This window comes from Chitinophaga sp. H8 (genome assembly GCF_040567655.1).
GTDB classification, from domain to species: Bacteria; Bacteroidota; Bacteroidia; order Chitinophagales; family Chitinophagaceae; genus Chitinophaga; species Chitinophaga defluvii.
Genome location: NZ_JBEXAC010000001.1, coordinates 3,546,664 through 3,571,007 on the forward strand (window position 1 = coordinate 3,546,664; position 24,344 = coordinate 3,571,007).

14 protein-coding genes are annotated in these 24,344 nt (G+C 42.9%); all 14 read right to left on the reverse strand.

Annotated features, from left to right (window positions below; genetic code table 11):
* Positions 1-41: 41 nt before the first annotated feature.
* The 14 genes from ABR189_RS13540 to ABR189_RS13605 all read right to left on the reverse strand — a co-directional run bounded on the left by ABR189_RS13540 (position 42) and on the right by ABR189_RS13605 (position 24,097).
* Positions 42-1,745, reverse strand: coding sequence for an alkaline phosphatase family protein (locus ABR189_RS13540; RefSeq protein ID WP_354661040.1), 1,704 nt, complete (start codon positions 1,743-1,745; stop codon positions 42-44).
* 25 nt (positions 1,746-1,770) lie between these two features.
* The gene (locus tag ABR189_RS13545) at positions 1,771-3,360 is read right to left on the reverse strand and encodes a DUF5008 domain-containing protein (protein ID WP_354661041.1); all 1,590 of its coding nucleotides are present in this window, start codon (positions 3,358-3,360) and stop codon (positions 1,771-1,773) included.
* A gap of 38 nt (positions 3,361-3,398) precedes the next feature.
* Positions 3,399-4,097, reverse strand: coding sequence for a fasciclin domain-containing protein (locus ABR189_RS13550; protein WP_354661042.1), 699 nt, complete (start codon positions 4,095-4,097; stop codon positions 3,399-3,401).
* Positions 4,098-4,106: 9 nt separating this feature from the next.
* The gene (locus ABR189_RS13555) at positions 4,107-5,573 is read right to left on the reverse strand and encodes a RagB/SusD family nutrient uptake outer membrane protein (protein ID WP_354661043.1); all 1,467 of its coding nucleotides are present in this window, start codon (positions 5,571-5,573) and stop codon (positions 4,107-4,109) included.
* A gap of 11 nt (positions 5,574-5,584) precedes the next feature.
* Entirely contained in the window at positions 5,585-8,710 is a 3,126-nt protein-coding gene (locus tag ABR189_RS13560) for a SusC/RagA family TonB-linked outer membrane protein (protein ID WP_354661044.1), read from the reverse strand.
* Between the two features lie 36 nt (positions 8,711-8,746).
* On the reverse strand, positions 8,747-9,793 hold the full coding sequence (locus tag ABR189_RS13565) for a DUF5007 domain-containing protein (protein ID WP_354661045.1): 1,047 nt from the start codon (positions 9,791-9,793) through the stop codon (positions 8,747-8,749).
* Positions 9,794-9,822: 29 nt separating this feature from the next.
* Positions 9,823-10,830 carry a fasciclin domain-containing protein gene (locus ABR189_RS13570; protein WP_354661046.1) on the reverse strand — a complete coding sequence of 336 codons (1,008 nt, stop codon included), beginning with the start codon at positions 10,828-10,830 and terminating at the stop codon, positions 9,823-9,825.
* A 10-nt stretch (positions 10,831-10,840) separates the two neighbouring features.
* Complete coding sequence (locus ABR189_RS13575) at positions 10,841-12,355, reverse strand: RagB/SusD family nutrient uptake outer membrane protein (protein WP_354661047.1); 1,515 nt, start codon at positions 12,353-12,355, stop codon at positions 10,841-10,843.
* Between the two features lie 13 nt (positions 12,356-12,368).
* Positions 12,369-15,365, reverse strand: a complete 2,997-nt coding sequence (locus ABR189_RS13580; RefSeq protein WP_354661048.1) for a SusC/RagA family TonB-linked outer membrane protein — start codon at positions 15,363-15,365, stop codon at positions 12,369-12,371.
* A 70-nt stretch (positions 15,366-15,435) separates the two neighbouring features.
* The gene (locus ABR189_RS13585; protein WP_354661049.1) at positions 15,436-17,133 is read right to left on the reverse strand and encodes an alkaline phosphatase family protein; all 1,698 of its coding nucleotides are present in this window, start codon (positions 17,131-17,133) and stop codon (positions 15,436-15,438) included.
* Between the two features lie 183 nt (positions 17,134-17,316).
* Positions 17,317-18,765, reverse strand: a complete 1,449-nt coding sequence (locus ABR189_RS13590; RefSeq protein ID WP_354661050.1) for a SusD/RagB family nutrient-binding outer membrane lipoprotein — start codon at positions 18,763-18,765, stop codon at positions 17,317-17,319.
* Between the two features lie 84 nt (positions 18,766-18,849).
* The gene (locus ABR189_RS13595) at positions 18,850-22,227 is read right to left on the reverse strand and encodes a SusC/RagA family TonB-linked outer membrane protein (RefSeq protein ID WP_354661051.1); all 3,378 of its coding nucleotides are present in this window, start codon (positions 22,225-22,227) and stop codon (positions 18,850-18,852) included.
* An 85-nt stretch (positions 22,228-22,312) separates the two neighbouring features.
* Entirely contained in the window at positions 22,313-23,428 is a 1,116-nt protein-coding gene (locus tag ABR189_RS13600) for a FecR family protein (protein ID WP_354661052.1), read from the reverse strand.
* A gap of 93 nt (positions 23,429-23,521) precedes the next feature.
* Positions 23,522-24,097, reverse strand: coding sequence for an RNA polymerase sigma factor (locus ABR189_RS13605; protein ID WP_354661053.1), 576 nt, complete (start codon positions 24,095-24,097; stop codon positions 23,522-23,524).
* Between the last annotated feature and the right edge of the window lie 247 nt (positions 24,098-24,344).

Sequence of the window (24,344 nt, forward strand, 5' to 3'; positions counted from 1 at the left end):
ATACTTATTCCATTGTCATCATACTTCCTGCTTCACCGGCATTACGGCAGCCAGGATCTACCATCCATCTTCCAGCCTGCGTCTACATTTATCTTCAACCAGCTCAATATACCAGGCGCAATGTCCACCATTGTAGGTACCGTAGGCGGCAACGGTTTGTTACAAAGATCTATCTGCTGTTCTTCCCATAAAGGGTTACCTTTTATCGTCATATCCATTTGATTAGGACCATAATCCTTGATGACAGTGCCACTGCCATCAGTGCCTTTCCACCAGGCTACCAGATCTGCATAATTGGGATGTGCAGTAGTTACAGCTGTATCACACAAAGAGTAATTTTTGATCGTTTCATCACTTAGTATCGTTTTCCACAACCGGATATTTGTCATACTGATCTCGGCATTTCCCCACCGGCTACCAAAGGTTTCGGTGATATCATCGTCAATGACCAGTTTCAACCTTACATTTGGATTTAACTTGGTAACGCGCAGCATACTGGCCGACTTATACAATTTTCCATCCTGCCACAGGCGTACATCTCCTCCCCTGTCTACCGTCAGTGTTACATGGTGCCACTGATTATCATCCAGGTGCGGTGCATCGGTAGCATCAATATCAAACCTGTTGCCCGCTCCATCTCCTGCATTAAAACCTACGATAGGCCCCTTGGCATATATCACCCAGCCTACATTTCCCCCGGAATTCCAGTCTTTATTACCGATCAGTACCGGACCGTTATAGTTTTCCATTTGCGGAGAACGTACCTCAAACTGGACCGTAAACTGCCGAAAATCATCGAAATTAAGGGAAGCCGCATCTGTATAGGCATATTCCTTTAAGTTCTGATATTTTACCGTTTTCAGGGTATTGGCCGGAGGGATTACTTCTCTGGACAAAAAGCTCTTGTTGTAAAAAACAGTAAAAATATTCTGTTCCGCATAAGAACCACCACCATGACCATTTATATTACCACCATGATCTGTAGTAATAATCACCAGCCAGTCTTCATTGGCAATATTACTACGGCTGTTTAATGCAGTTAACATTTCGCCTACATATCCATCTGCCGTAGTAATGGCATTCATATATTCCGGTACAGCAGCATCATATCCGGACTGCTTACCTGCATTCTCCGGGCCATTAAAATTCACCACCATCATATCCGGATTATCATTCTTTAGGCGGCCAATAGCACTATCTTTTACTGCTATGTCATTATTATCCGCATTCACTTTTACATCCGCATGTGTGATCAGCTGTTCATTCAGTAACGGAGAAGCACAAATAGCTACCGTACGTAAAGAAGGGTTTAATGTTTTAATGTATTTATAGATCATGGGGTATTGCAGAAGATTATTGGGTGTGAACCCGTCATTGGTTACACCATGTTTGCTCCCCCATACACCGGTAAGCATAGAAGACCAACCTGGTCCGCTTAATGTAGGCGCCTGTGTAAGTGCGTCAAAGCTATATACTGCATGTGGTAATAGTCCTTTAATATTGGGAATCGCTGCATCCCGCATCACATCTCCCCTGCAACCATTAATAGCGATCAGCAATACTTTTTTTCCTGTACTTTTAATAACAGGCGCGGAAGTAGTATCCCCAGGCGCAACATCCCCCGGCTCTCCGACTACCGGAAATTTCTCCTTGAAGCAGGAAGCCTGCAACAATACCAATGCCACTCCCATAACAATAACAGCAAAATGCCGGGCGGATCGTATCAAATATTTTATAAGTGCCATCAACAAAAATTAATTAGATGATTGATTAATACCTCAGCAAGGCAATACGGTTAAATGACTGCAGGTCATACTTGTTAAAGTAGCCAACCACAAGGGTGGCATTAGTATTGGGCATATTGAGCAGCTGTGAAATACCGCCGGATATTGGTCCCAGGTTATTGAACTGCTGGCTCACCTTTCCATCTTCATCCAATATTACGGTACCACTGCGCTTCATACCAGAGAATAAGTCGAAGCCACCAGCTAAGAATATCTTACCATTTTTTAGCCGGGCTGCTGTGGATATAATACCATTGGCGCCATCCAGTGGACCATCGCCTACACTGAAGCTCTTATCTATGGCTCCCGTACTATTTAAAACCGCCACTTTCCTGGCAGTACCTCCATTCACTTTCAGGAATAGCCCTGCTACCAGGTATTTATTGCCAGGCATTGCTGCAACAGTATACACCGTATTATCAATGTCCGCACTAAAACTGTTGTCCAGCTGCCCTCTTTGATCCAGCCGTGCAATACGGTTGGCCGGTTTATCATGGTACTTTGTAAAATCGCCCACTATCATCAGTTTGCCATCATCCTGCATAATAGCGTTCATAATAAATCCATTGGCACCCGAAAAACTCCCCCTGGTAACAGGGTTATAATTAAAAGAAGAATCAAAGGAACCGTCCTCGTGCAGCCTTACAATGCCCTCCATTCTGATACTGTCAATTTTTACTGAATCCCGCAGATGATCTGCTGTGGAAATCGTAAAATCTTTCCGGAGAAAATGCCTGAAATAACCTATCACTACAATCTTTCCACTATCTGCAGTTTGCAATACTTTAGTAACAGGACCATCAAAATAGGCATTCAAAGCAGGCACTGTATCCTTCTTGCCGGTTTGCGTGGTAATGATAGTGCTGTCAATGGAGCCGTTCATATTCAACCTTACAATATTGGAAATATAACCAGGCTTAAAACGTTCATTATAATTACCAAAGCTTCCTCCTACTACATACTTTCCATTAGACTGCACTATTAACGAGGTTACTGTTCCTGCAACACCTTTACCCACTACAAAAGACTGGTCCAGGCTCCCATCGGGATTAATCCTCGCCAATCCCTTCACACCATCTTTTAAGCCGGAATTATCATAATCCGTAAAATTTCCGCCTATCATATACTTATTACCCGGAACATACTCAATACAGGTAATCCCATTATTAGCCCCAGGCACTGAATGAAATAAAGAATCGATGTATATAGGGCCACTAATCCTTACCTGTGGTCCTGCAAAAATCTGACGTTTAATAGTGAGTGTTACCAATCCACTACTAGCCAGTTCGGGGACTTTTACCTGGATACCATTATCTGTAACACCGGTGATCAGCCCTTCTATATCATTAAACTTTACCACCATCCCGCTATCCTTATACTTCATAAACCCTTTTCCTGTCAGTGTTACAATGGCACCTGCCTTTACAGTGCCCTGTAAAGGAGTTGTACTACTCAATTCAATTTCCAGTGGCGGCTTCGCTCCTTCATACGGATCCTTACCCACATACTTATCCTTTTTACAGGCACAGACTGTTGCAAGCACAGTAATACAAAACAGTATGGATAAATCTTTCATATACTTTATTGATAATTGAAAAACTTCGTGATAAAAACTTACTTAATATACTCTTGTACTGTTTCTGCAAAATCACTGGCATTGAACCCCCATACATGATTATCATCCAGCACATGTACAATACCGTTTTTTGTCTGCAAATCGGAGGTAGCCACCTGCGACTCCATATAAAAAGGAGATGCCAAGTCTCCTATGCTGGTAAACACCAACTTACGTGGTCCTACATCCTTTGTACCGCTATAATCACTGAATATCACACCCTGGTGCATGATATAGCCATCCAGTGATTCGATGTTCATGCCCCCGTATAGTTTTCTTTGTAAAGGATCATACCGGGTAATATCCTTCAGCATATATTTGTCACGGATGATATAGCGGGAAAGGTATTTCCGCCATACTTCTCCCGGTACTTCTTCCAGGCGCAGTGTATCCTTAAAATCATTATACCTTACGGCATGGATTACATTCATCGCCTTTTGAATAGCATGATCCGTTGGAGCATAAAAAGTATTCGTGGAATCACGCAGCTCACCTTCCAGTCCTGCCAACTTGATTACCTGTACCAGTGTATCAAAGAAAAAAGGTTGCGTTTGCAAAAATTCATAGCTGGAAATAGTATATACCCCTTTTTGCAGGCCTGAATCCCTGTAATAGTCTTTTTGGCAGGAAAGTAGTACGAGCGCTATCAATAGCAGACCTCCACAATAATTGACAAATTTTCTTGTGTGCATCATCATTGCCTGATTTTAATTTGCCCAATAACTATTTAATGTGATATTCGGATTGTTCACTCTGGCTTTGGGGTCAATAGGCCAGGTCCAGGCCCCGCGACTAAACTGCTCTGGTGTAAGAGAGTTGGCACATTGGTTAGGATCCATTACCCGTCCGGTACGTACCAGATCATACCAGCGGGATCCTTCACCTACCAGTTCCCGTTGCAGTTCAGAGAAAATAAAGTCTTTCAGGTCCCCATCAGAGGCTTCATACAATTTAGCTCCTGCACGTTTACGTACCAGGTTGAGCAACGTAATAGCCTGGTTATTCATTCCCATATCTGCCATCGCTTCTGCTCCCAACAATAACAGGCCACCGTAACGGAACATCATCAGATTATCATCGAAGAACCAGTTAACAGGATCACTTACATTGGAATATTTCAGGAACATGGTTTGTATAGTGCTGGCGTATGGCAGGTAAAACCAGAGATCGCGGCGTCGGTCAGCCTTATCCGGTGGGAACAGTTTTTTCATAAAGTCCCCTTTAAACCATGCCCAGGAATACGAGTATACAATCACCGGTTCATGCGTCATCCATTGACCTGGCGTTACATATTTGGTGGTAGCACCATAATTGGCATTTACAGAAAACTCAAACAAGCTTTCTTTTGTACGACCTTTAAAAAGAGTGTGAAAATCTTCTATCGGTAGCAATCCGAACTTACCGGAATTCACTACTTCCTGCACTGCTTCTACAGTGGCTTTCCAGTATTGCTGCTCATTTGCTTTATCAAAACCGGCCATCCACATATTCACGTTAGCAATCAGCGCGTAGACCGCACCACGTGCTGCACGCACGCCCCATTTTGCCGGATCATCATATTGCCAGGGCAGATCTTCTTTAATCGCTTCCAATTCTTCCAGGCAAAACTGCAGCACTTTCAGCATAGGTGTACGCGGCAGCGGGTCTTTATCATATGCTTTGGTATATAATGGCACATCACCATAAAGGCGGGAAATATAGAAATAAGTAAATGCCCTTACAAAACGTACCTCAGCCAGGTATTGCTTGGAATCAGCAGCAGACAAAGCCTTCACCTGGGGAATACGTTCAATATCAATATTACAGGCAGCAATAGACTGAAAGAAGGGATACCAGTCGCTCAGCTTCAACATCACATACCTTTCGGGATTTCCCATGCGGGTAGCATTTCCCAAATCATTCTCTCCTACCGCCTCAAAACAGACAATACGTTCTCCATCCCAGCTTACCTCCCCTGCACGCAAATCTCCATTAGCAAAATTATAAGGGCCATTGGTAATCAGGTCAAAAATGGCACCATAGGTATCTGCTACCGCAGACTCCACATCCTGCTTTGTATTCCAGAAAGAGTTGTCACTCAACCGGTCTATGGGTTTTACATCCAGAAAACTTTTGCAACTGCTTATGCAGAGTAAGCCCGTCAATAAAAAGGATATATATACTTTACGCAACATAGTTCTGCATTTTAAAATTCTATATTTAGTCCCAATGTTACTGATCGTGATAATGGATAAGTATCCAGGTAATCACGTCCCAGATCCGTTACTGCCTCCGGGTTCGGTCCGGAGTAACCGGTAATCATAAACAGATTGGTTACCGTAGCGTACAAACGCAATGCATTCATTCTATAACGCTGTAACAGTTTCCTGTCAAAAGCATATCCTACGGTTACCGCATTCAGCTTAATATAACTGCCATCTTCCTGGAATAATGTCTGGAACCGGTCATAAGAACCATTGGCAGAGAGATAATTATATGGATTGGGGTATTGCGCTACATTACCGTTTCCTCTCCAGTAGTTCAGGTCATTTAAGTCAACCAGTGTCTTGGCTTCATAAGGATTACGGAGATTAGCCAGGCGCCCGGACAATGCATCATTCAGCAATACCCTTTTGAAGAGGATAGAACCATTGAAATTGAGGCTGTAGTTCTTCCAGGTAAAGAAAGAAGAAAAACCACCGGTGATATTAGGTACGGGAGAGCCGGCTACCTGCTGATCGGCAGCATCCGAAATATAGTTGCCATTCACATCCCTGAACTTCATATCCCCTGCACGATAAATATTACTACCTGAACGGTAACGTAATCCGGTAACCGGGTCTACAGGCACATCATTATCTGAACGATACACCCCTTCAGATACATATAAGAAGTTAGCCAATCCGCTATAGCCTACCCGGTTGATAATAGTACCATCTGCCGCCAATGCCTGCGCAGCACCTGCGGGTAAGGAGAGTAATATATCCCTGTTTACAGCCCAGTTAAAGCTGAATGTCCAGTTGATCTTGGATTTTGCCGGTAGTGGTCTTACCGTAAAGGTGGCCTCATATCCATAGTTGTAAATAGAAGCCTCATTGGTATAGGTAGTGGCAAAGCCCGTAGAGGTAGCCAGCTTCCGCTCATACAGCATATCCTCTGTTGTTTTGGTATAGGCATCAAAAATCACACTCAAGCGGCCATTAAAAACACTCATATCAAACCCGTAGTTATATTGCTGTACCCTTTCCGGCTTCAGAAAAGGATTGGGCATATTACCCAGGTGGGGGGATATTCTCGTTACATTGTTATAGTTCCCTTTTACATCATACCAGCCTTGGGAAGCATAAATATTGGTAACAGGCCGGAGGTTTACACCATAGCTGAAACGGACATCACCATAATCTAACCAGGACCAATCTTCCAACCAGCTTTCCTTATTAAAGTTCCAGCGTAAGCCTACAGAAGGGCTCTTTGCCCACCGGTTTTTCAGCCCTGCATAAGAGTTACCATCCGCGCGGTAATTTAAGTTCACTACATATTTCATGTTGTAGTTATACTGCACGTTTGCTGCAAAGCCGATGGAATGCACTTCAGAAAAACCTCCTGCCAGCGGTACTCCCGACAGCCCTGAATAATAGGAGTTAAAGCCCAACGGACCATAATACACATTGTTGGGCCCATTGATCAGATCAATTACTTTATTATCTGATTTGGTCATTGTAGCTTCCGAGAACACGGAAGCATATACATTATGCTTTTCTTTCCAGCTATTGGAATACATCAGCATCGACCTGTTGTAAAGATTTTGCTTTTTACCGGTATAGCCGTACACCGCAGGCATTCCGGAATTAGCCATCGCAGGCTTAAAGGTGTCCTCAAGATCTGCTGTGTAATCAAAACTGGTATTGGTAGAAATCTGTACATGTGGTACCAGCTCATACATGGCATTCAGGTAAAAACTGGACATGTATGTTTTGGTATCATTCTTATTATAAATAGCATTGGAAAATTGTCCTACACCAATAAAATAAGAAGGGCCTGGCAACAGGGAGGATTCTATCGCTTTACCTGCACCCACATCTGTAAGACCATTACCACTTCCTTTCAGCTTCTTACCTAATCCCGCAGAAAGATAGCCGGACACCTGCAGTTTTTTAGTAGGATTGAAATTTACATTCAGGCTTAATGAATAGCGGTCAAAACCGGTATTCTTAATTACTCCCCGCTCGGAGTAATAGTTGAGGTTACTTTTATAGTTCAGTTTCAGATCACCACCGCTCACAGATACGTTATGCGAGTGGTTCTGGGTCATCTGGTAATAGATTTCCTGCCAGTTGGTAGAGTTGTTATAAAAAGGGTTCAAACTATCTGACAAGAAGGGAGTCAGAGAAATCTTGCGGATCTCGTCTATGTTATCTGTTCCCCAGATCATACGGGTACGATAATCTCTCTCCGCCATACCACCTATAGTTGGGCGAAGAGAAGGCGGGATGTTCATAAACAAATTACCGGTATAGCGAACAATCGGCACTTTGGAATTACCCCGCTTAGTAGTTACCACAATTACCCCATTGGCTCCTTTAGATCCGTATAAGGAAGTAGCTTCTGCATCCTTCATAACATCGATGGATTCTACATCTTCCGGCGGTATCATGGATAAAGGGCTGGTACCAGGTCCCTGCGACTGGAAACCATATTCAAAGCCGGCATTTGCATCTACCGGTATCCCGTCAATAACATATAAAGGAGATTGCGGTGTAAGGTAAGCATTCTGGCCGGAGCCCTGCACCATTACCTGGGAGATACCACGGATAGTAGCCGATCCGCGAAAACCAGGGGAGCCCGTCGTATTCTGTATGTTTAACCCGGCTACTTTCCCCTGCATTAACTGCTCTATATTGGAAACCGGAACATCCTTAATATCGTTTGCCGTAATACGTGCTACCGCCCCTGTTACAGTTTCTTTTGAACGTTTCTGATACCCTACCACTACCGCTTCTTTTAAAGCGGTGGCAGAAGAAACCATTTTTACTGTCAGGCTTGTTCTACCATTCACAGCTACCGTTTGAGCATCATAGGATATAAAGCGAAATTCGAGCCTGGCATTAGCAGGCACCTTTACCTGGAACTCTCCTTTTTCATTCGTCATTCCGATTGCCGAAGGCTTACCACCAGCAACATGCAATAAAATGGATACACCAGGCAAAGGAGTAGCATCTTCACTGGTAAGTACCTTTCCTTTTACTGTTACCGGTGCCTGTGCATATACTACTGCACACAGGCATAACAGCACCGGGCACAATTTGAGTATCCGTATGTAAAATGCAGCCATAAGCATACTTTTCAATTTCATGATGGATTGTAGTTATTAATCATTTTCAAAAAGTGGATCCCTCCGGAAAAAGAACATAATTGTCCAATCACCTGGCTCATAAATAGCGAAATCAAGTCCAAAGTTGGCATCCACCCGTCCTCCCCCGAAACCTTTCCGGCTGTATCCGAAGGAAACCCTGGCCTTTCCGTTTGCCGCATACTTTGTATTTAAACTGGTGAGTGGTATGGGATAAGCAACCTGATAGGTAACTCCTGTGGTAGTTTGTTGTCTGTCAAAACCATGTACCAGCTCATCCCATTTGGTTTGTCCAAACTTAGCAGGATCAATAGGGTTAAAATGCTGATCTACAAACTTGAAAGTGAGGGAATGCCCTTTTATACCGGTTTTCTGGATATACACGGAAACCAACGTGTCTGTAAACAGGCTGTCCTTTGTATAGTACATATTCTGTATTACACCAGGATGGATCGTATATGGTACCCGGTAAGATTTACCATCAGGTGTTTGTCTGGTTTCCTGCTTACGCTCACGGGTATACATATTGTATTCATATGGCTCGTATGGGACTTCTTTCAATGGCCGTAACCAGAAATCCTTAATCACCCTTTCATTCCCCTTATTCACAATCTTGATATCAAAAACATATCCTGAATCAGGGTAAGTACGAATTTTATCGGATGAGGCATTCCAGAAAATAAAGTCTCCGGATCCAGATCTTATTTCAAAGAAATTCTTTTCAGACCATATCCTCTTCTTTTCAATCTCTTCCAGTGTTTTTTCATATCCGTCATAGTCTCTTATCCACTGTTGTACTTTTATCTTTTCAGACAGTTCTGGTGCAGCTGCGCCATCTTTTTTACGGCGCATATTTTCAACGGTAAAGATCATGGGATAGGAAGAACCATCAGCGTTGAAATTTGTTTGCTCCAGCGCGGTGCGTCCCATAAAAGGTTCATACACATCCTTTTTATCAAAGTTGGCATTCTTGCTGAGGTAATCCTTTTTTTCAGGGAGCTTACGGCAGGATGCCAGCACCAGCACTGCTAGTATAACACTCCAGAAATTTTGGCAACACTTCATTGTCATAATATTTAGGTAAACAACCTTTTTTACTGCGCAATATATTTGATCGTTTCACTGATTATCCGGTAACCATCAGCTCCCAGATAACGGTAACTCAACCGGTAGGTATAGGTAACCGGATCAAAATAGCAAGGGCCATTTTTTTCTATGGTCTGATTAGCACTGCCTGGAGCAGGCACCAGTGTGATGGAATCCTTCGCATCAATAGTTAACCGGATCCTGTAATCAGATGCCAGCAGATCAGCACCTTCCGTTTCTATCGTATTAGCATCAATAGCCGTCAGTTTCTTTACCCGCAGCGTCCAGATCCTGCTATCCGTATTAGGAAAAGTAAGGGAACCGGAAGCAAAAGCACGCTCTTCTGAATAAAGGTTCTGCATCTCTTTTGCCTTATCCGCAAAAAAGTTGAACCCTAATAAGTGGCCAGGTTCCAGCACATGCACCACCCCATTATCCACATTAATATTTGAGGTAGTCACATAGGCAGATAACCAATCGCGCTCAAAGCGGGATCCGTTCATGTAAGAAAAACGGATGGTACCGGGACCTATATCTTTTACACCACTGGTAGCCTGATGTACTACCTTACCATGCATATTGCGCATCACCACCGAGTTTAATATCTGTCCGTCCTGTTCTGTAAAATTTGCCATTTCCCAGCGACCCGGGATAATATAGGGGCCCAGAATTACCCGCCAGGAAGCAGAATCGATATCATTTAATACCACAGGAGGCAATGCATTGGCTTGCCGGTATATATTGTATCCATTTAATGCTGCCAGCAAGTTCTGGTCTGTAGGTGCAAAAAACGTAACAGTATCTTTTTCCAACAGTGTATTTAAACCTGATTTTTTCAATACCAGCAACATAGAATCAAAGTTGTCTGTACGGGAGGCGAGGTATTGCTGAATAGTACCGGTATAACGTTGTACAGGCTCATATCTGGTATAGCTGTTATCCTTCCGGCAGCCGGTAATACTGATCAGCATAAGTCCTGCAGCCAGGATGCAATAGCATATATATTTTTGTTTCATCTTATCAGTATTAATGTTGCCAAAATTCATTTTGCTGAAGCGCCCGGTTGCCATTCATTACCTCTTTGGAAAGTGGCCAGTACAATGCTCCTGCCTTTATATCCTGTGCTGTAAAACGGGTGTAACCAGGCACCTGTTCAAATCTCACGAGGTCGAACCAGCGCCAGCCTTCGCCCAACAGTTCCCTCCTTCTTTCTTTCAGGATCGCATCTGCAATATGACCGTCCGCTACTTTGTATTCGGGAAGCCCGCGCTGGGATCTGATACTGTTGAGCAGTTGCGTGGCCTTATCAGGATCCCCCAGGAAGATCAATGCCTCAGCACGCAGCAACACGAGATCTTCATACCGGAAAATAACAATGGCCGACTGGTAGTTGCGCAAAGGATCTGCACCGGTAGTACTGAGTTGTCTTATCTTGCTGAACATCGGAATGGGGCTGCCAAAACCTGTAAAATAATTACCTAATGCAGTGCCGCTTTCATTAATGCCAAACCGGTTATCATTCTTCTCATTAAATATTTGCAGGATAGTATCATTCGGGATATAGATATCCGGTGTTTTTCTGGACACATAAGGTAGTGCCAGCGTCCAGTCTTCTATATGCCCACTGGCAGAAGCTTCCTGAAATTCTTTATCCGCAGGCAGTGCCAGCAATACATTGGCTGATTGCCCCTGGAAAACACCTCCCTGTGTATTGGTGAGGTTACCAATATCAATAATATCATAGCCCCCAAGTGCTTTATTATCAATCGCTATTTTGGTATATCTTTCTGTTTCCAGATAATTCCCTCTCCAGGCCGCAATATGTGCCAGTAATTGATAAGCAGCGCCTTTATTGGCAATAATCCCTCTCCAGTGACTGTCACTTTGCTCCCAGTAAAGCCCGGACTGCTCCGGTGACTGTCCATTATACCGCCAGGGTAAATCATTCAAAGCAGCCTGTGCTTCTTGTGTGATAAAATCCAGTATCGTTTGTCTGTCCGATTTTTGTACTTGTGGGAATGTGCCTTCTGCTGTCTTTGTAATCAGCGGTACGTTACCCCATATACGAACGAGATAGAAATAAGTAAGCGCACGCAAATAACGTACGTTGGCAATATCCAGCTTCAGGTTCTCCGCAGTATACCTGAAATCATTTTCTTTAACTTTAGCCAGCTTTTCCAGACACAGATTCGCCTGTGCTATTGCTGCATAAAATCTCCGCCAGTTTTTCCATTCTTCTACAACCGCTTCACTGGACCTCAGGTCATTTTCGGTTACTGCCGCGATATCGCTACGGGAAGTGCTTACAAAATCTCCGCCTCTTAACTCCCCATAAGCCAGGTAAGCATTATTATTTGACAGGGCAGCCCTTAACAAACCATAGGTACCAAAAACGGCCGATCTGGCATCATTCTTCACCTGCCACATTTGCTTTACCGGTACCATATGCGTGGGTGGTACATCCAGGGCTTTCTTACAGGACATGGATAATACCATGCCTGTAAAAACAACGCTACCTATCCGGATAAAAAATTTATTCATGACATGCTTGAATTTAAAAATCAATATTTACCCCAAGGGAAAAGGTCATTGGTAATGGTTGCGCATAACCATAATCATATCCGTAATAATCAGCCAGTGAAGGATCATATCCGGAATAGGGAGTTAATGTAAACAGGTTGCTGCCGGTAAGATACACTTGCAGCTGTCTGATCTTAGCCTGTTGTATTACTGGCAGTCTGGTCAGGTCATAACGCAATGTTACCGCCTGCAGTTTCAGATAAGACGCTTTTTCCAGGAACAGGTTCTGATTTACCTGATATGGGTCTACCTTACTCCAGGGATTGTACCGGGGGTAATTATCCAGGTTTGTTTTTGAAGACCAGAAGCTTAATTCTTTCACACCATCCATACCATTCACCCCTTCCCGTTTCACGAAGTTGAACCGGTTAGCTACATCCCCATTCAACAGGTGATTTCCCAAGGCATACATGAACGACATGTCCAGCGACCAGTTCTTATACTGAAAACTATTATTCCAACCACCCCGGACAGGAGGAATCACATGCTCCTGCAACACACGGTCGTTATCGTCAATCACAAAGTCATTATTAACATCTTTCCATTTAGGATCTCCGGCATGTAATGCAATCCCATTATAGGTAAGTTTTTTACCAGCTGCAGACACCGGCACTTCATCATCACTACCATAAATCCCTTCATTCTGTAATAACCAGAACTGGTCAGTAGCTTTGCCTACCTGTAACCTCCGGTTACCATAATTGATAGCCTCCAGATTACCAGGCAGTTTTAATAACTTGCTGGTATTATATTGGGAAACGATAGAAGAAACCCACTTAAATGCAGGAGATAACTTGAAGGTCCCCTGTACACTTGCTTCAACACCGCTGTTCCGTACATCCATACCATTTACGGTTTGGCTGGAAAAACCATAGGAAGCATCTACCGGTATAGGCGCCAGCAGGTCTTTACTGGTTTTGGAATAAACATTTACCGCTGCATCCAGAAAATCAAATGCACGCAACGCTACACCTGCATCCCACTGATTAGTATATGGCCAGTTAACACCACCTCCCACATAACTTTTACTAAAGGGCATACCTAAAGTCGGAAAGGAGGCATAAGAGGAGATTTTCTCATTACCTCCCCACCCGATATCCACTGTATAATAAGGTCCATAACCATAATAATCATCTATTGGCAAACGTGCTGTTCTTCCCCCACTGGCCTTTAGGGTAAGTGCGTTCAAGTGAGCGGAAGATTGTAACCATGGTTCTTTCTTCAGGTCCCAGTTTAATGCCAGTACAGGAGATACTGACCAATGATATCCATTGGCAAAGTAAGAAGAACCTTCACTACGAAGCGAGAGTGTGGCGCTGTATTTTTTCTGGATATCATAAGTAACATGTCCGTAAAAAGAGACCAGCTGTTGCTTCAGATAATCCTTGTACCTGTAAACCAGAGACCTGTCATGCGTGATCCAGATTTTGTTGTCCGGGTTCAGGTCAACCTGTATCAGCTTGATAAAATCAGAAGGCCCGCGATACCCGCGGATATAATCGTATTTCATTTGGTCACTCTGCCAGGTTTGTCCCAGTTGAATACCTAATGCATGCCCCTTTGCGATTTCCTTATTAAACAACAGGAAGTTATTTACCCTTACCCGTCTGTTTACGCCTGTATAATAACTATTAAAGCTATTCCCATCATTCAACGCTGCCGGTACAAACAGGTTGCGTTGGTTATCATTGTAGTCTGCTGATAACTGCGATTGTACAGAAAGGTATTTAGATAATTCGTACTGAGCGGTTACTTTTACCTGCAGGTTAGTGGCTGCATTATCATCTATCCCTTCATCGAGATAGCCGTAATATTTTCCCAGGTATAATTTATTCGGTGGCAATGGCAATTGCTGATCAGGAAAATATTCTTGCTCAGCATAACGTTCGCGCATAGAGCGGTTACGATCCCGGCGGGCAGTAGCTGCCTGCACAAAAGTATTAATAATTAGTTTTTCCACTGGCACCATCATCATATCATAATACACATTATACCGTTTGAGGCTGGTTTTATCCGCTACACCATTTTCTGTACGCTCTCCAACTCCAAAACGGAAATTTGCTCTTTCACTCCCACCGGAAATATTCACTCCCACCCCATGCTGTATTACATTACGGAAGTAAAGTTTATCCCAATCTGCAGCGCCATAATATGCTTGTTGAGTGGAGTCCATCAGGTAAGAAGGGAAATTAACCCATTCAGCTGCTGTGGCATATTTGTTGTAAAATGGCATGACAAAATCGCGCTGAAAAGCACCATTGACAATATTTCTACCGTTCCCTGAATTCATGGTTGGCTTTACGGCTACTCCCCCATATACATTCAATCCGATACGGTATTTACCCACAGCCGGCCTGGCAGTGGTGATAAGAATAGCACCATTTGCAGCCTGTGCACCATACTGTGCGGTAGCCTCTGCTCCTTTCAGTACTTCTACGCCGGTAATATTATTCATATCTACCATCGTATTGAGATCAATCCCGCTACCAATACCATTAAGGTCAAATTGTTTGATGGCAAGGGGATAAGGATGATTGCCTGCAATCATCGGCACCCCGTTTACCACATATAAAGGCTGGTTATCGAACATATCAGCATAACTGCCGATGGGGACTGCCGCTCCCCTGATAAGTACAGATGGTGCTATCCCGGGTTCGCCTGAATTGCGCAATACCGTAACGCCGCTTACTCTTCCATCCAGTGCCTGCCCCAGGTAACTGTAGGGTAATTCTCTGACAGTACTAATAGGTAATGTCCCTGTTGCTGAAGTAATGATTTTTTGTGTATGGAGATTATACTTTACAGCAACCGTTTTTTCATTCATACTATCCGGCTGTATATTTTCCTGCTTTGTTGCCGGCGTTGTCTGTGCATAACTTTGGAAAGCACCTGTTATGCCGGCAATGGTGAATATACAGGCCACTACCCCGAATGTTCTGCCGGGTAAAGCAGCAGGTAAAAATCTGATCATAGTATATATTTACTTACTTGTAAATGCATCAAAATTGGGTCGGCATTCGTTAGCCTATATTTTCACTGCATTATTGCAGTATCAGTATTCTGCCATCCAGTTGCCAGGAAGGTTGCAGCTTCAATCCCATCCATGCAAGCACATTAGCGGGCAGATCCACTGATTGCGGAACGAAGGCCGTAGCATCTATAGAAGAAGGATTTAAAACCTCATCAATATAATCCCACCGTAAACCATGCTGTATGGTAAGATCTGCTTTCGTTGGACTATCATCTTTCAACACCACATCCCCGTCATCTCCATTGCTGGCCTTCCAGTAACCAATTAATGAGGCATAGTCAGGATGTGCCTGCGTAACAGATCTGAATGCCCAGCTTTGGATCGTTTCAGGCGACAAAACGGTTTTCCAAATCCTGATATCAGCTACATAACTGTTAAGTGAGCCATCATTAGGGCCATAGTAATCATAATTGAGAATAGCATGTGTTCCCACAGTAAGCGGTAAGCCTGCATCCACATTACCCTTATCTTTTATATTGGGTCCGGACACAAAAAATTCACCATCCTTGTACATCGCAATTTCTTTCTGACGGTCAAACACAACCGTAACACGATGCCATTTGCCATCTGCTACCGGCGGTCCGTTCCCCATATCCAAACGGCCTGTGGAAGCGCCCTTGTAATTGAGTCGTATATTACCATTAGCAATAAAGATGATCCAGCCGGTGTTACCACCACTATTCCAGTTTTTATTTGTTACGATCGGGTTATCCTGCTGGGATCCTGTAGTATGGATATTAAATTCTACGGTAAAACTCACATCACTTCCAAAGTGAAAAGCCGGGTTATTGGTATATGCTGCATGGTCTTTATTGTCTGCGCGATAGAAAAAGGGGTACTTACCAGCATAGGGAACATTTACCAATGGCATGGTAATTTCCTTGGATACAAAACGGTTATTGTAGAATACTAAAAAGGTGTTCCGTTCATTAAAGCTGTTTCCCCCATAGGTACCCGCAGCAGTTCCTCCATGATTAGAGGTAATAATCACCATCCAGTCTTCCTTTGCATAATTTTCCCGGCCCTTTAAAGCAGCCAGTATTTCGCCAATATGCTGATCTGCCGCTTCAATCGCGGACATATAAGCAGTGCTGGCAGGTGAAAATCCATGTTGTTTGCCAGCTTCATTCACCTCCCGCAAACTTACCATTACAACATCAGCCTGATCATTTTTCAAACGGTTTATGGCCGTATCTTTTGCTGCCGCATCAGTGGCAGCTTTTACGATTACAGATGCAGATGCCGCAGGAATAATAGTGTCATTTAGTGTAGCCACACTGCTGATACTGATGAGCTTTAATTTATCATTGGCAGCTGTTAAACGGCTCAGAAAAGAAGGGTATTCCACCAAACGGTTATCTATATACGATCCATCTGTAATGCCATTTTTCTTACCTCTTACACCCGTCAACAATTCTGCCCATCCCACGTGGTCTGTAGACACGGTATCACAAACAGCGTCCCAGCTGTAAATGCTGTTTGATAACAATCCCTTAATATTTGGAGTATTAGCATCCCTAACCGTATTCCCCTGCGCTCCCTGTATATTGATCAGCAATACCTTTTTCCGGGTGAGATTCACACTCACTGAGTCTGCCCCCAGCTCTTCATAGAAAGACACCGGTTTATTACAATAACTTAATAATAATACGGTAACTAATGCAAAAAGAGGCAGCTGCCATCCTTTCACAGGTATAGTTTTATTCATGCAATCGTATTTTTAGATGTGGGTGTTGCCTGCTTAGTTCCTGGTTGTTTTGTTAGTTTTCATATCCTGGTATATTTGCCAACCGCTACAATCATAATACTCTACTGTAAGACACGGATTTTTACACTTACCCCCAAAGGGATAAATATTTTTTTATAAAAGAGAAAATGAGGCTGAGACAGGTCATTGCAATAACCACATATTGCTGTTCAGGTTGTCGGCGCCCTGGTATTGCCTTAAAAGTGCCGCTTTGAGATGTGTAAAATTATTGAGGTATTCTGACTGGGGATAATACCAGCGGCGGGGAATCTTACCACCATTTTTATTGGAGGGGCCTATATCAAAAGCAGGAATACCAGTTCTACGTTGGTTATAAAATGCTTCCCACCCGGAATTTTGAAAAAAGGACAAATACTTTTGTTCCAGGATCTGTTTTAAACCGGCAGCATTATTTCCTTTGTATATTACAGTTGGCTGAGCAAGATAATCTGCTATGCTATCAGCCCGGATTCCAAAAAAGCGTAAAGCCTCTTTAATACCTGATTCATAATACTGTGCGGCCAATGCTACATTACCACTACCTACCCATCCCCTGTTGATTGCCTCTGCAATCGTGAAATTCACTTCAGCCGCACCAAGTTGTATTGTAGGTACCCCCTTTTTTGACATGAACCAATATTGATAATTAGGAATAGAAAAATAACCATCCACGAGGGAATCATTGAGCACAGACATTAAAGAACCTGTGGATGCTCCCCGGTAGGAAGTAAACTTAAGTGCATAATCCGGATCTCCGCTATTAGCCGCAATGGGAGCCGGCAATCCCATTATGAACAAACGGGGATCTTTTAGTCCGGTCAACAAACTTACAAAAACACGGGCCAGAGGCAGCTTTCGGGCAGCAGCCTCTGGGGTTTCCGAGTATCCCGGATTATAACTAGCCGTATTATCCCCAGTATAGGTAATCTGCATGTTATCATCATTATCCGTAATAACAGGGTATTGTTCCGGATGCTCAAAAATTTCTTTAAAACGTGCTTTTACCTGCATATCAGGATCATCCGTTTTTTCGCTCAAACTGATCAATACACGCAAACGAAATGCATTTACCAGTTTTTGCCACTTGACAAGATTGCCATTAAAGAAAACATCTCCCTTCACTAAAAATAAAGGCTGATTATTTATTTCGGTGAGACTGTCATTGGCCATATCCAACCATTGCAAGCATTGCAGATAAATATCCTTCTGTGTATTATAAGGAGGTTCAAATATCCCATCTTCCGCTTTCATCGCTTCCTTCATAGGAATATCTCCTACCTGACCTGTCATTTGTATATAAAAGAACGCCCTTAAAAAATAAGACAAGGCATAATAGGGCTGCATCGTTTTTCCTCCGGTACGTCTTGCTTCCTTTACCATCTGATCGATATTCCTGATAGCAGCGTAATAAAATTTTGCAGCACCAAAATTATAACTCTGGTCACCATAGTAAGACGTAAGCTGGCAATGAAACTGGCTGCTATACTGCGCATCATTCCAGGGGAAATAATACATCTGTTGTAGTATACCTGACAACAATACATCCGGGGAAGCCTTTGTGCCATTATTAGGATTTACCCTTAGTTCTGCCATTTTTTTGCAGGACAGCAAGCAACAAATGCCTGCTGCAATTAATAAAATCCATTTGTATTTGTGATAAATATTCATGGCCTGCAATTAGAATTTAAGATTTACGTTTATTCCCACACTTCTAACAGAAGGCTCTTCCAGATCACTCTGGCCTGTATATGTCCAGCGATCCAGATCAATCTGCCTGGTATGTGAAAAATAGAGCACATTCCTGGCTATGAATGATATGCTCCCACCTGTAATCAGTTTACTGTTATTAACCACCTTTTCCGGCAGCTGATAAGTGAGGGTAATTCCTCTTAGCTTAAAATAGGTTTTACTCTGATAATTGATTTCATCTGAGGCACCATAAGAGTTAGCCCATATTTGTTCCAGCACAGGAGTTGTATTCGGCGCAAACTTCCGGTTATCTGAAATTATATTACCTGCCTGATCACGTAACACCTCACCACTTACTACTATATCCCCCACTCCCACACGTGTTCCCTTATAACCTGGTTTATCCCTGTTTAGCCAATCCTGGTAACGGTAATAATTAGCAGAGGCTTCGTGTGTACCTGACTGCCACATTTTATAATTCACAAAATTAAAAATCTTCCCCCCATAGCTCCCGTCAAACTCCAGTGCCAGGCTCCATTTTTTGTATGACAACATTTGGGTAGTACCCATTGTCCAGTCGGGATTAGTATAGCCATAAAAAGCCAGGCGCTGACTGTCTACTGCCGGTGTACCATCCGAATAATAAAGGAGGGCTCCTGTTTGAGGATTTCTCTCAAAAGCATGAATAAACAGCTGATCATATCGTTCTCCTGTCTTGATTCGTGCGTAGCTGCTGCGTTCATTATATACTTTTCTAAGATATCCAACATTAGTGCCCCAGTTAACCAGCATATTCCATTTAAAGGCTCCTGACTGTAAAGGGCGTGCATTTAATTCCAATTCTATTCCCCTTCGTTCAACTACCAGACCATTTGTCTGGAAAGTAGAATAGCCGGAAGCTTCAGAAATCGGCAAAGGAAAGATCTGCGGGCCATCAAATGTTTTATAAAACTGGGATTTAAGTGCTATCTGATTATTAAAAAATCCCATTTCAAGCCCTGCTTCGTAACTGGTATTGTAAGCAGGCTTTATCTGTTTATCGTACAATATGTTATTGGCCGCGAATTGTAAGGAGGGGTTTTCTCCCCAGGTAGTTCCTTTTGAATATACTTCTGATAATGCATATGGCCCCAGTCCTTCCGCTACGCTTGTCACGGCAGCCTTCAGTTTTACAAAAGAAAAAGGGCGGGGAAATTTTATTGCATCTGACAGGATTGCACTTACACTAGCCTGTGGGTAGAAATAGGTACTATAACGTTCCGGCATATTAGAGTTACGGTCCATTCGACCTGTCATATTCAGAAAAAGTAAGTGCTTATAGTGGATATCTACATAACCGTAAGCACTCAGTACCCGGGCGTTAGTTTTATTGGTAAATGCACTGCTGATGGGATTTACGGAATTCTGGAGCGTATAAATACCTGGCACCACCAGCCCACCGGAAGTATTAGCAGAAATACCTTTTGTCTGAATTGTTTCCAAGCTGCTTCCAACAGATGCTTTTATTCCCATCTTGTCTCCTATGGGTTGCTGCATATTAAGCATCACAGCTGTGTTGGTTTGCGAATAATGGTCATAGGATTCACTATAACCACCTACCTTATAATAATCCCTGCCATAGTACAATCCTGAAACAGGATAAGAATGCTGCTGATTAATATAAAAAGTATTGATAGCCGTTTTAAACTGCGCATCAAACCTATCATTGAACTTATATGAAAGGGAGGTGTACCCGGTAAACACATCTTTATAGTATGCCTTCAGGTATTCATATGCATTAAACCAGGGATTGTTATAATGCTGATATTCCACCCACTGTTGCTGGGTGCCCTCTTTTCCCGGATACCAGTAGTTTCTTAATCGTGGATCATTAATATCAAAATTGCTGCCGTTCCAGATCACCAGTTCGTAGATAGGACTTTCCGGTCCATAGTTGATACTGGGATAGTTGGGGGTGTATTGTTTATTGTAACTGAGGTTAGCATCAATGTGAGCCTTTTTCCCCAATTTCACCCCACCGGATAAATTAACAGTAGTAACACCCAGGTGGGTATTAGGTACAATACCCTTTTGATACAGCTGGGTAAGTGATAGTCTGAAATCTCCCTGGTCTGTTTTACTGGATACCGCGACATTATTTGTGGATAGTATACCTCTCCGCAAAAAGTCTTTTATATTATTATTGTTTCTTGACAGCCAGGGTAAGGGAATGAGATTACCATTGGCATCCGTTTCACTGTTCCATTGTGTGATAGGCTGTCCTTCATAACGGGGGCCCCATACATAATAGTCGTAATCAAATGTTCCGCCCCCACGCCCATCTTTAAATGCGTATTTAAAATATTCGCCCGGACCATACTCATGCTGGGCTTCAGGAATAGCAATAAAGCTGGTTTGCAGTTCGGTGGTACTGTTATACTCTACGGAAAACTTGCGGGTACCGTTTCCTGCACCACGTTTACCAGTGATCTGAATGGCCCCGTTAGCACCTTGTTGGCCGTATAATGCCGCCGCTACCGGCCCTTTAAGCACGGTAATGGATTCAATATCGTCCATATTAAGATTCCAGGATCCTGAGTTGTTAGGCACACCATCTACTACAATCAAAGGACGTTTACCACGTAAAAAGATCTTCGGATCATCAAACATATAATGCGCCTGTTGTACTCCCAGGCCTGCAGCCTTTCCGGCTAAAGATGCTAAAACATTCGGGTTATGGGCGCGGATCATATGGGAACCTGCTACCTGGATATTCTGGACAGCGTAACCTACTGCACGGGCTTCTTTACGTATATCCAGTGCAGTGATCACTACTTCATTCAAGACACTGATCTCTTTCTTTAATACAATATTGAGCCGGGTGGTTCTGCCAGTAAGAATCTCCTTTCTGTAGTATCCAAGGTGGTTAACAGTAAGAACCATGCCAGGGGGGGCTTCCAGAATAAAAGTGCCGTCATTTTCAGTGACCAGCACCTTATTCATATCTTTTGCGGATATAGTTGCCCCTACGAGTGGTGCTCCCGCACTATCGGTAACAATACCAGTAAATTGCAGTAAAGTTGTTTTGGTATCCACCGGAACAATCACTACCAGGTTGTTCCGTAATATTTTAAATGAAAGTGTGTTACCCAACAAAGCACCCAGGAGCTCAGGAAGTGTAACATTCCTTACCTGCAGGCTTACTTCATTATGATGGGCAATTGTTTTATTATTGTATAGGAATTTACAGGCACTCTTTCGCTCAATTCTTTCCAATGCTTTTTTCAGCGGGATATTCCGGAAATTAAAATTAAATCTTTCCTGGGCATATCCGAGCTTTACCACCATTAGCCACATTAGTATTCCCAATGCTACCCTTAATTTCATATCGGATAAATTTTTACCCATTTACCCTGTCTCAGAACTTTCGTTTTATATGGTTGGTATCAATATTAAACTATAGATCAAGGTATTACTTTCTAAGATAAATATTATTACCCTCATGCCGGAAAGAAAAATCTGTGGTCAGTTGCAAGGCTTTTAAGGCTTCCGTTATATTTTCTTTTTCAAATACTCCGTTGAAAGTTTCTGTTTTCAGGGAGTTATCTTCAAAATGGATGTTTACATTGTACCACCGTTCCATTCGTACTGCCAATGCCTGAAATGTTTGATCCTTAAAAATCAGTTTATTAAATACCCATCCTACCTCATCGCAACTGGTAGTTTCCTCCCCACAGTTAACAGCTACAATTTTCACTGCAGCAGCCGAGTCCATTAATGCATCCATTGAGAAATCACCATCTGGCTTTGCGGTATTTTTTACTATTAACTTTTGTTCGGGCGATAAAACAATATCACTGCTACGGCCCTCCCCCTCTCCTTTTATCACAACACTGATCTTGCCACTTAAAAGCGCCGCCTCTGTCATCGGGTCTTCGGGATAGGCTTTAACATTAAATACAGTACCTAATACCCGGATATCCATCTTTTTGGTATGTATAATAAAAGGGTGTTCTTCATCTTTCCGGATGTTAAAATAGGCTTCCCCTTCCAGGTATACATCCCGGTTACCGCGGGCAAAATCATCCCCATAAGTAAGTTTACTGCTACTATTCATCCAGATCAGCGTACCGTCAGGTAGTGTTACACTGGACCTGTTTCCCCTTTCCATCAATATCTGATTTTTTGCAATCCCATTCGGCACTGGCGCACTGGTGCGGTTCCAATAAAAGTAGCCTGTAGTAAGTATGACTATTGCAGCTACCGCAGCAGCCACCTTATACCAATACAACTTACGGACAGGTGATAAATTATAATCTGACTGAGGGGTATCAGGCAAGGCAGGAGCCTGGTCTGGTTCATTCAGTGCCAGTTCCAGCTTACTCCAATTGTTGGCAGCCCACTTCCCGGGGTTCCTCAGCTCTTCATCATTACTATCTGTGTCCTGCTTTATACCATTTATGATCTCACAGGTAAATGCCTCTTCCGGATGCTGTTGCAGATATTGCTGCAATTCTTCCAGTTCCGGCCCGGTTGCATCGCCCGCCAGCTTTTTTGATAATAATAAAGCAATTTTATCGTCCTTCATTAATATATTTAAATTTACCTACCCTCCACCCTTTAAGACACATTTTTTTTCAAATACCCCTAAGCCCCTGCTTAATATATTAATATTCTGGTCTTATTGATTTTGTTTCATATTTGTTTCCACTATCTTTTTCCCTACGGGAATCTGTATCACCTCATTAATTTTCCTGATTGCAATAGTCATCTGATTTTCTACTGTTTTCAGGGAGATATCCAATATTTCGGCCACTTCTTTATGTTTAATACCATCCTCCTTGATAAGTTTAAACACAACCTGGCAACGGGGTGGCAGCGAAGCAATGGCTGTTTCGATCTTTTTCCTCAGTTCAGCAGTAATAAGGATTTCTTCGGGGTCTGCACTGAATTTCAGCTCCACATCTGCAATCTCATCAATATCCAGGTGCTGCCATTCCTTATTTCGCGTAAAATAGTTGATAATCCCATTTTTAACTCCTCTGTAAAGATATACCTTCATGTTGGAGATCTCTATCAACCGTGAGCGGTTTTTCCACAGGCTTAGAAAAACATCATTGATCACCTCTTCCGCTACAAACTTACTTTTGGTATAGGTATAGGCAAAAGTTAGCAGCTGCGGCGAGTATAGCAGATAAAATTCACGAAATGCAGCCTGATCACCATGTTGTTGTATACGCTCCAGTAATTGTTGCATAAATGCCTGTACTTTTTGGTGCTTAATGTGGTAAACGCGGACTGATTAAAATATGGACTTCAGTTGATTCACATGTGTTCTACAATACTACAATATTCTGCGAGTAAATTCATTAATCATTTAAAGATACTCATTTCCCTATTAAAGTCAAGTCCTTCTAAATAAGGGTGCAACCTATAACAAAACAGGCAGATCATATATTAATTTACTATTAAGGGACAACCAAAGCGCTGAAGCGTCTACCGGT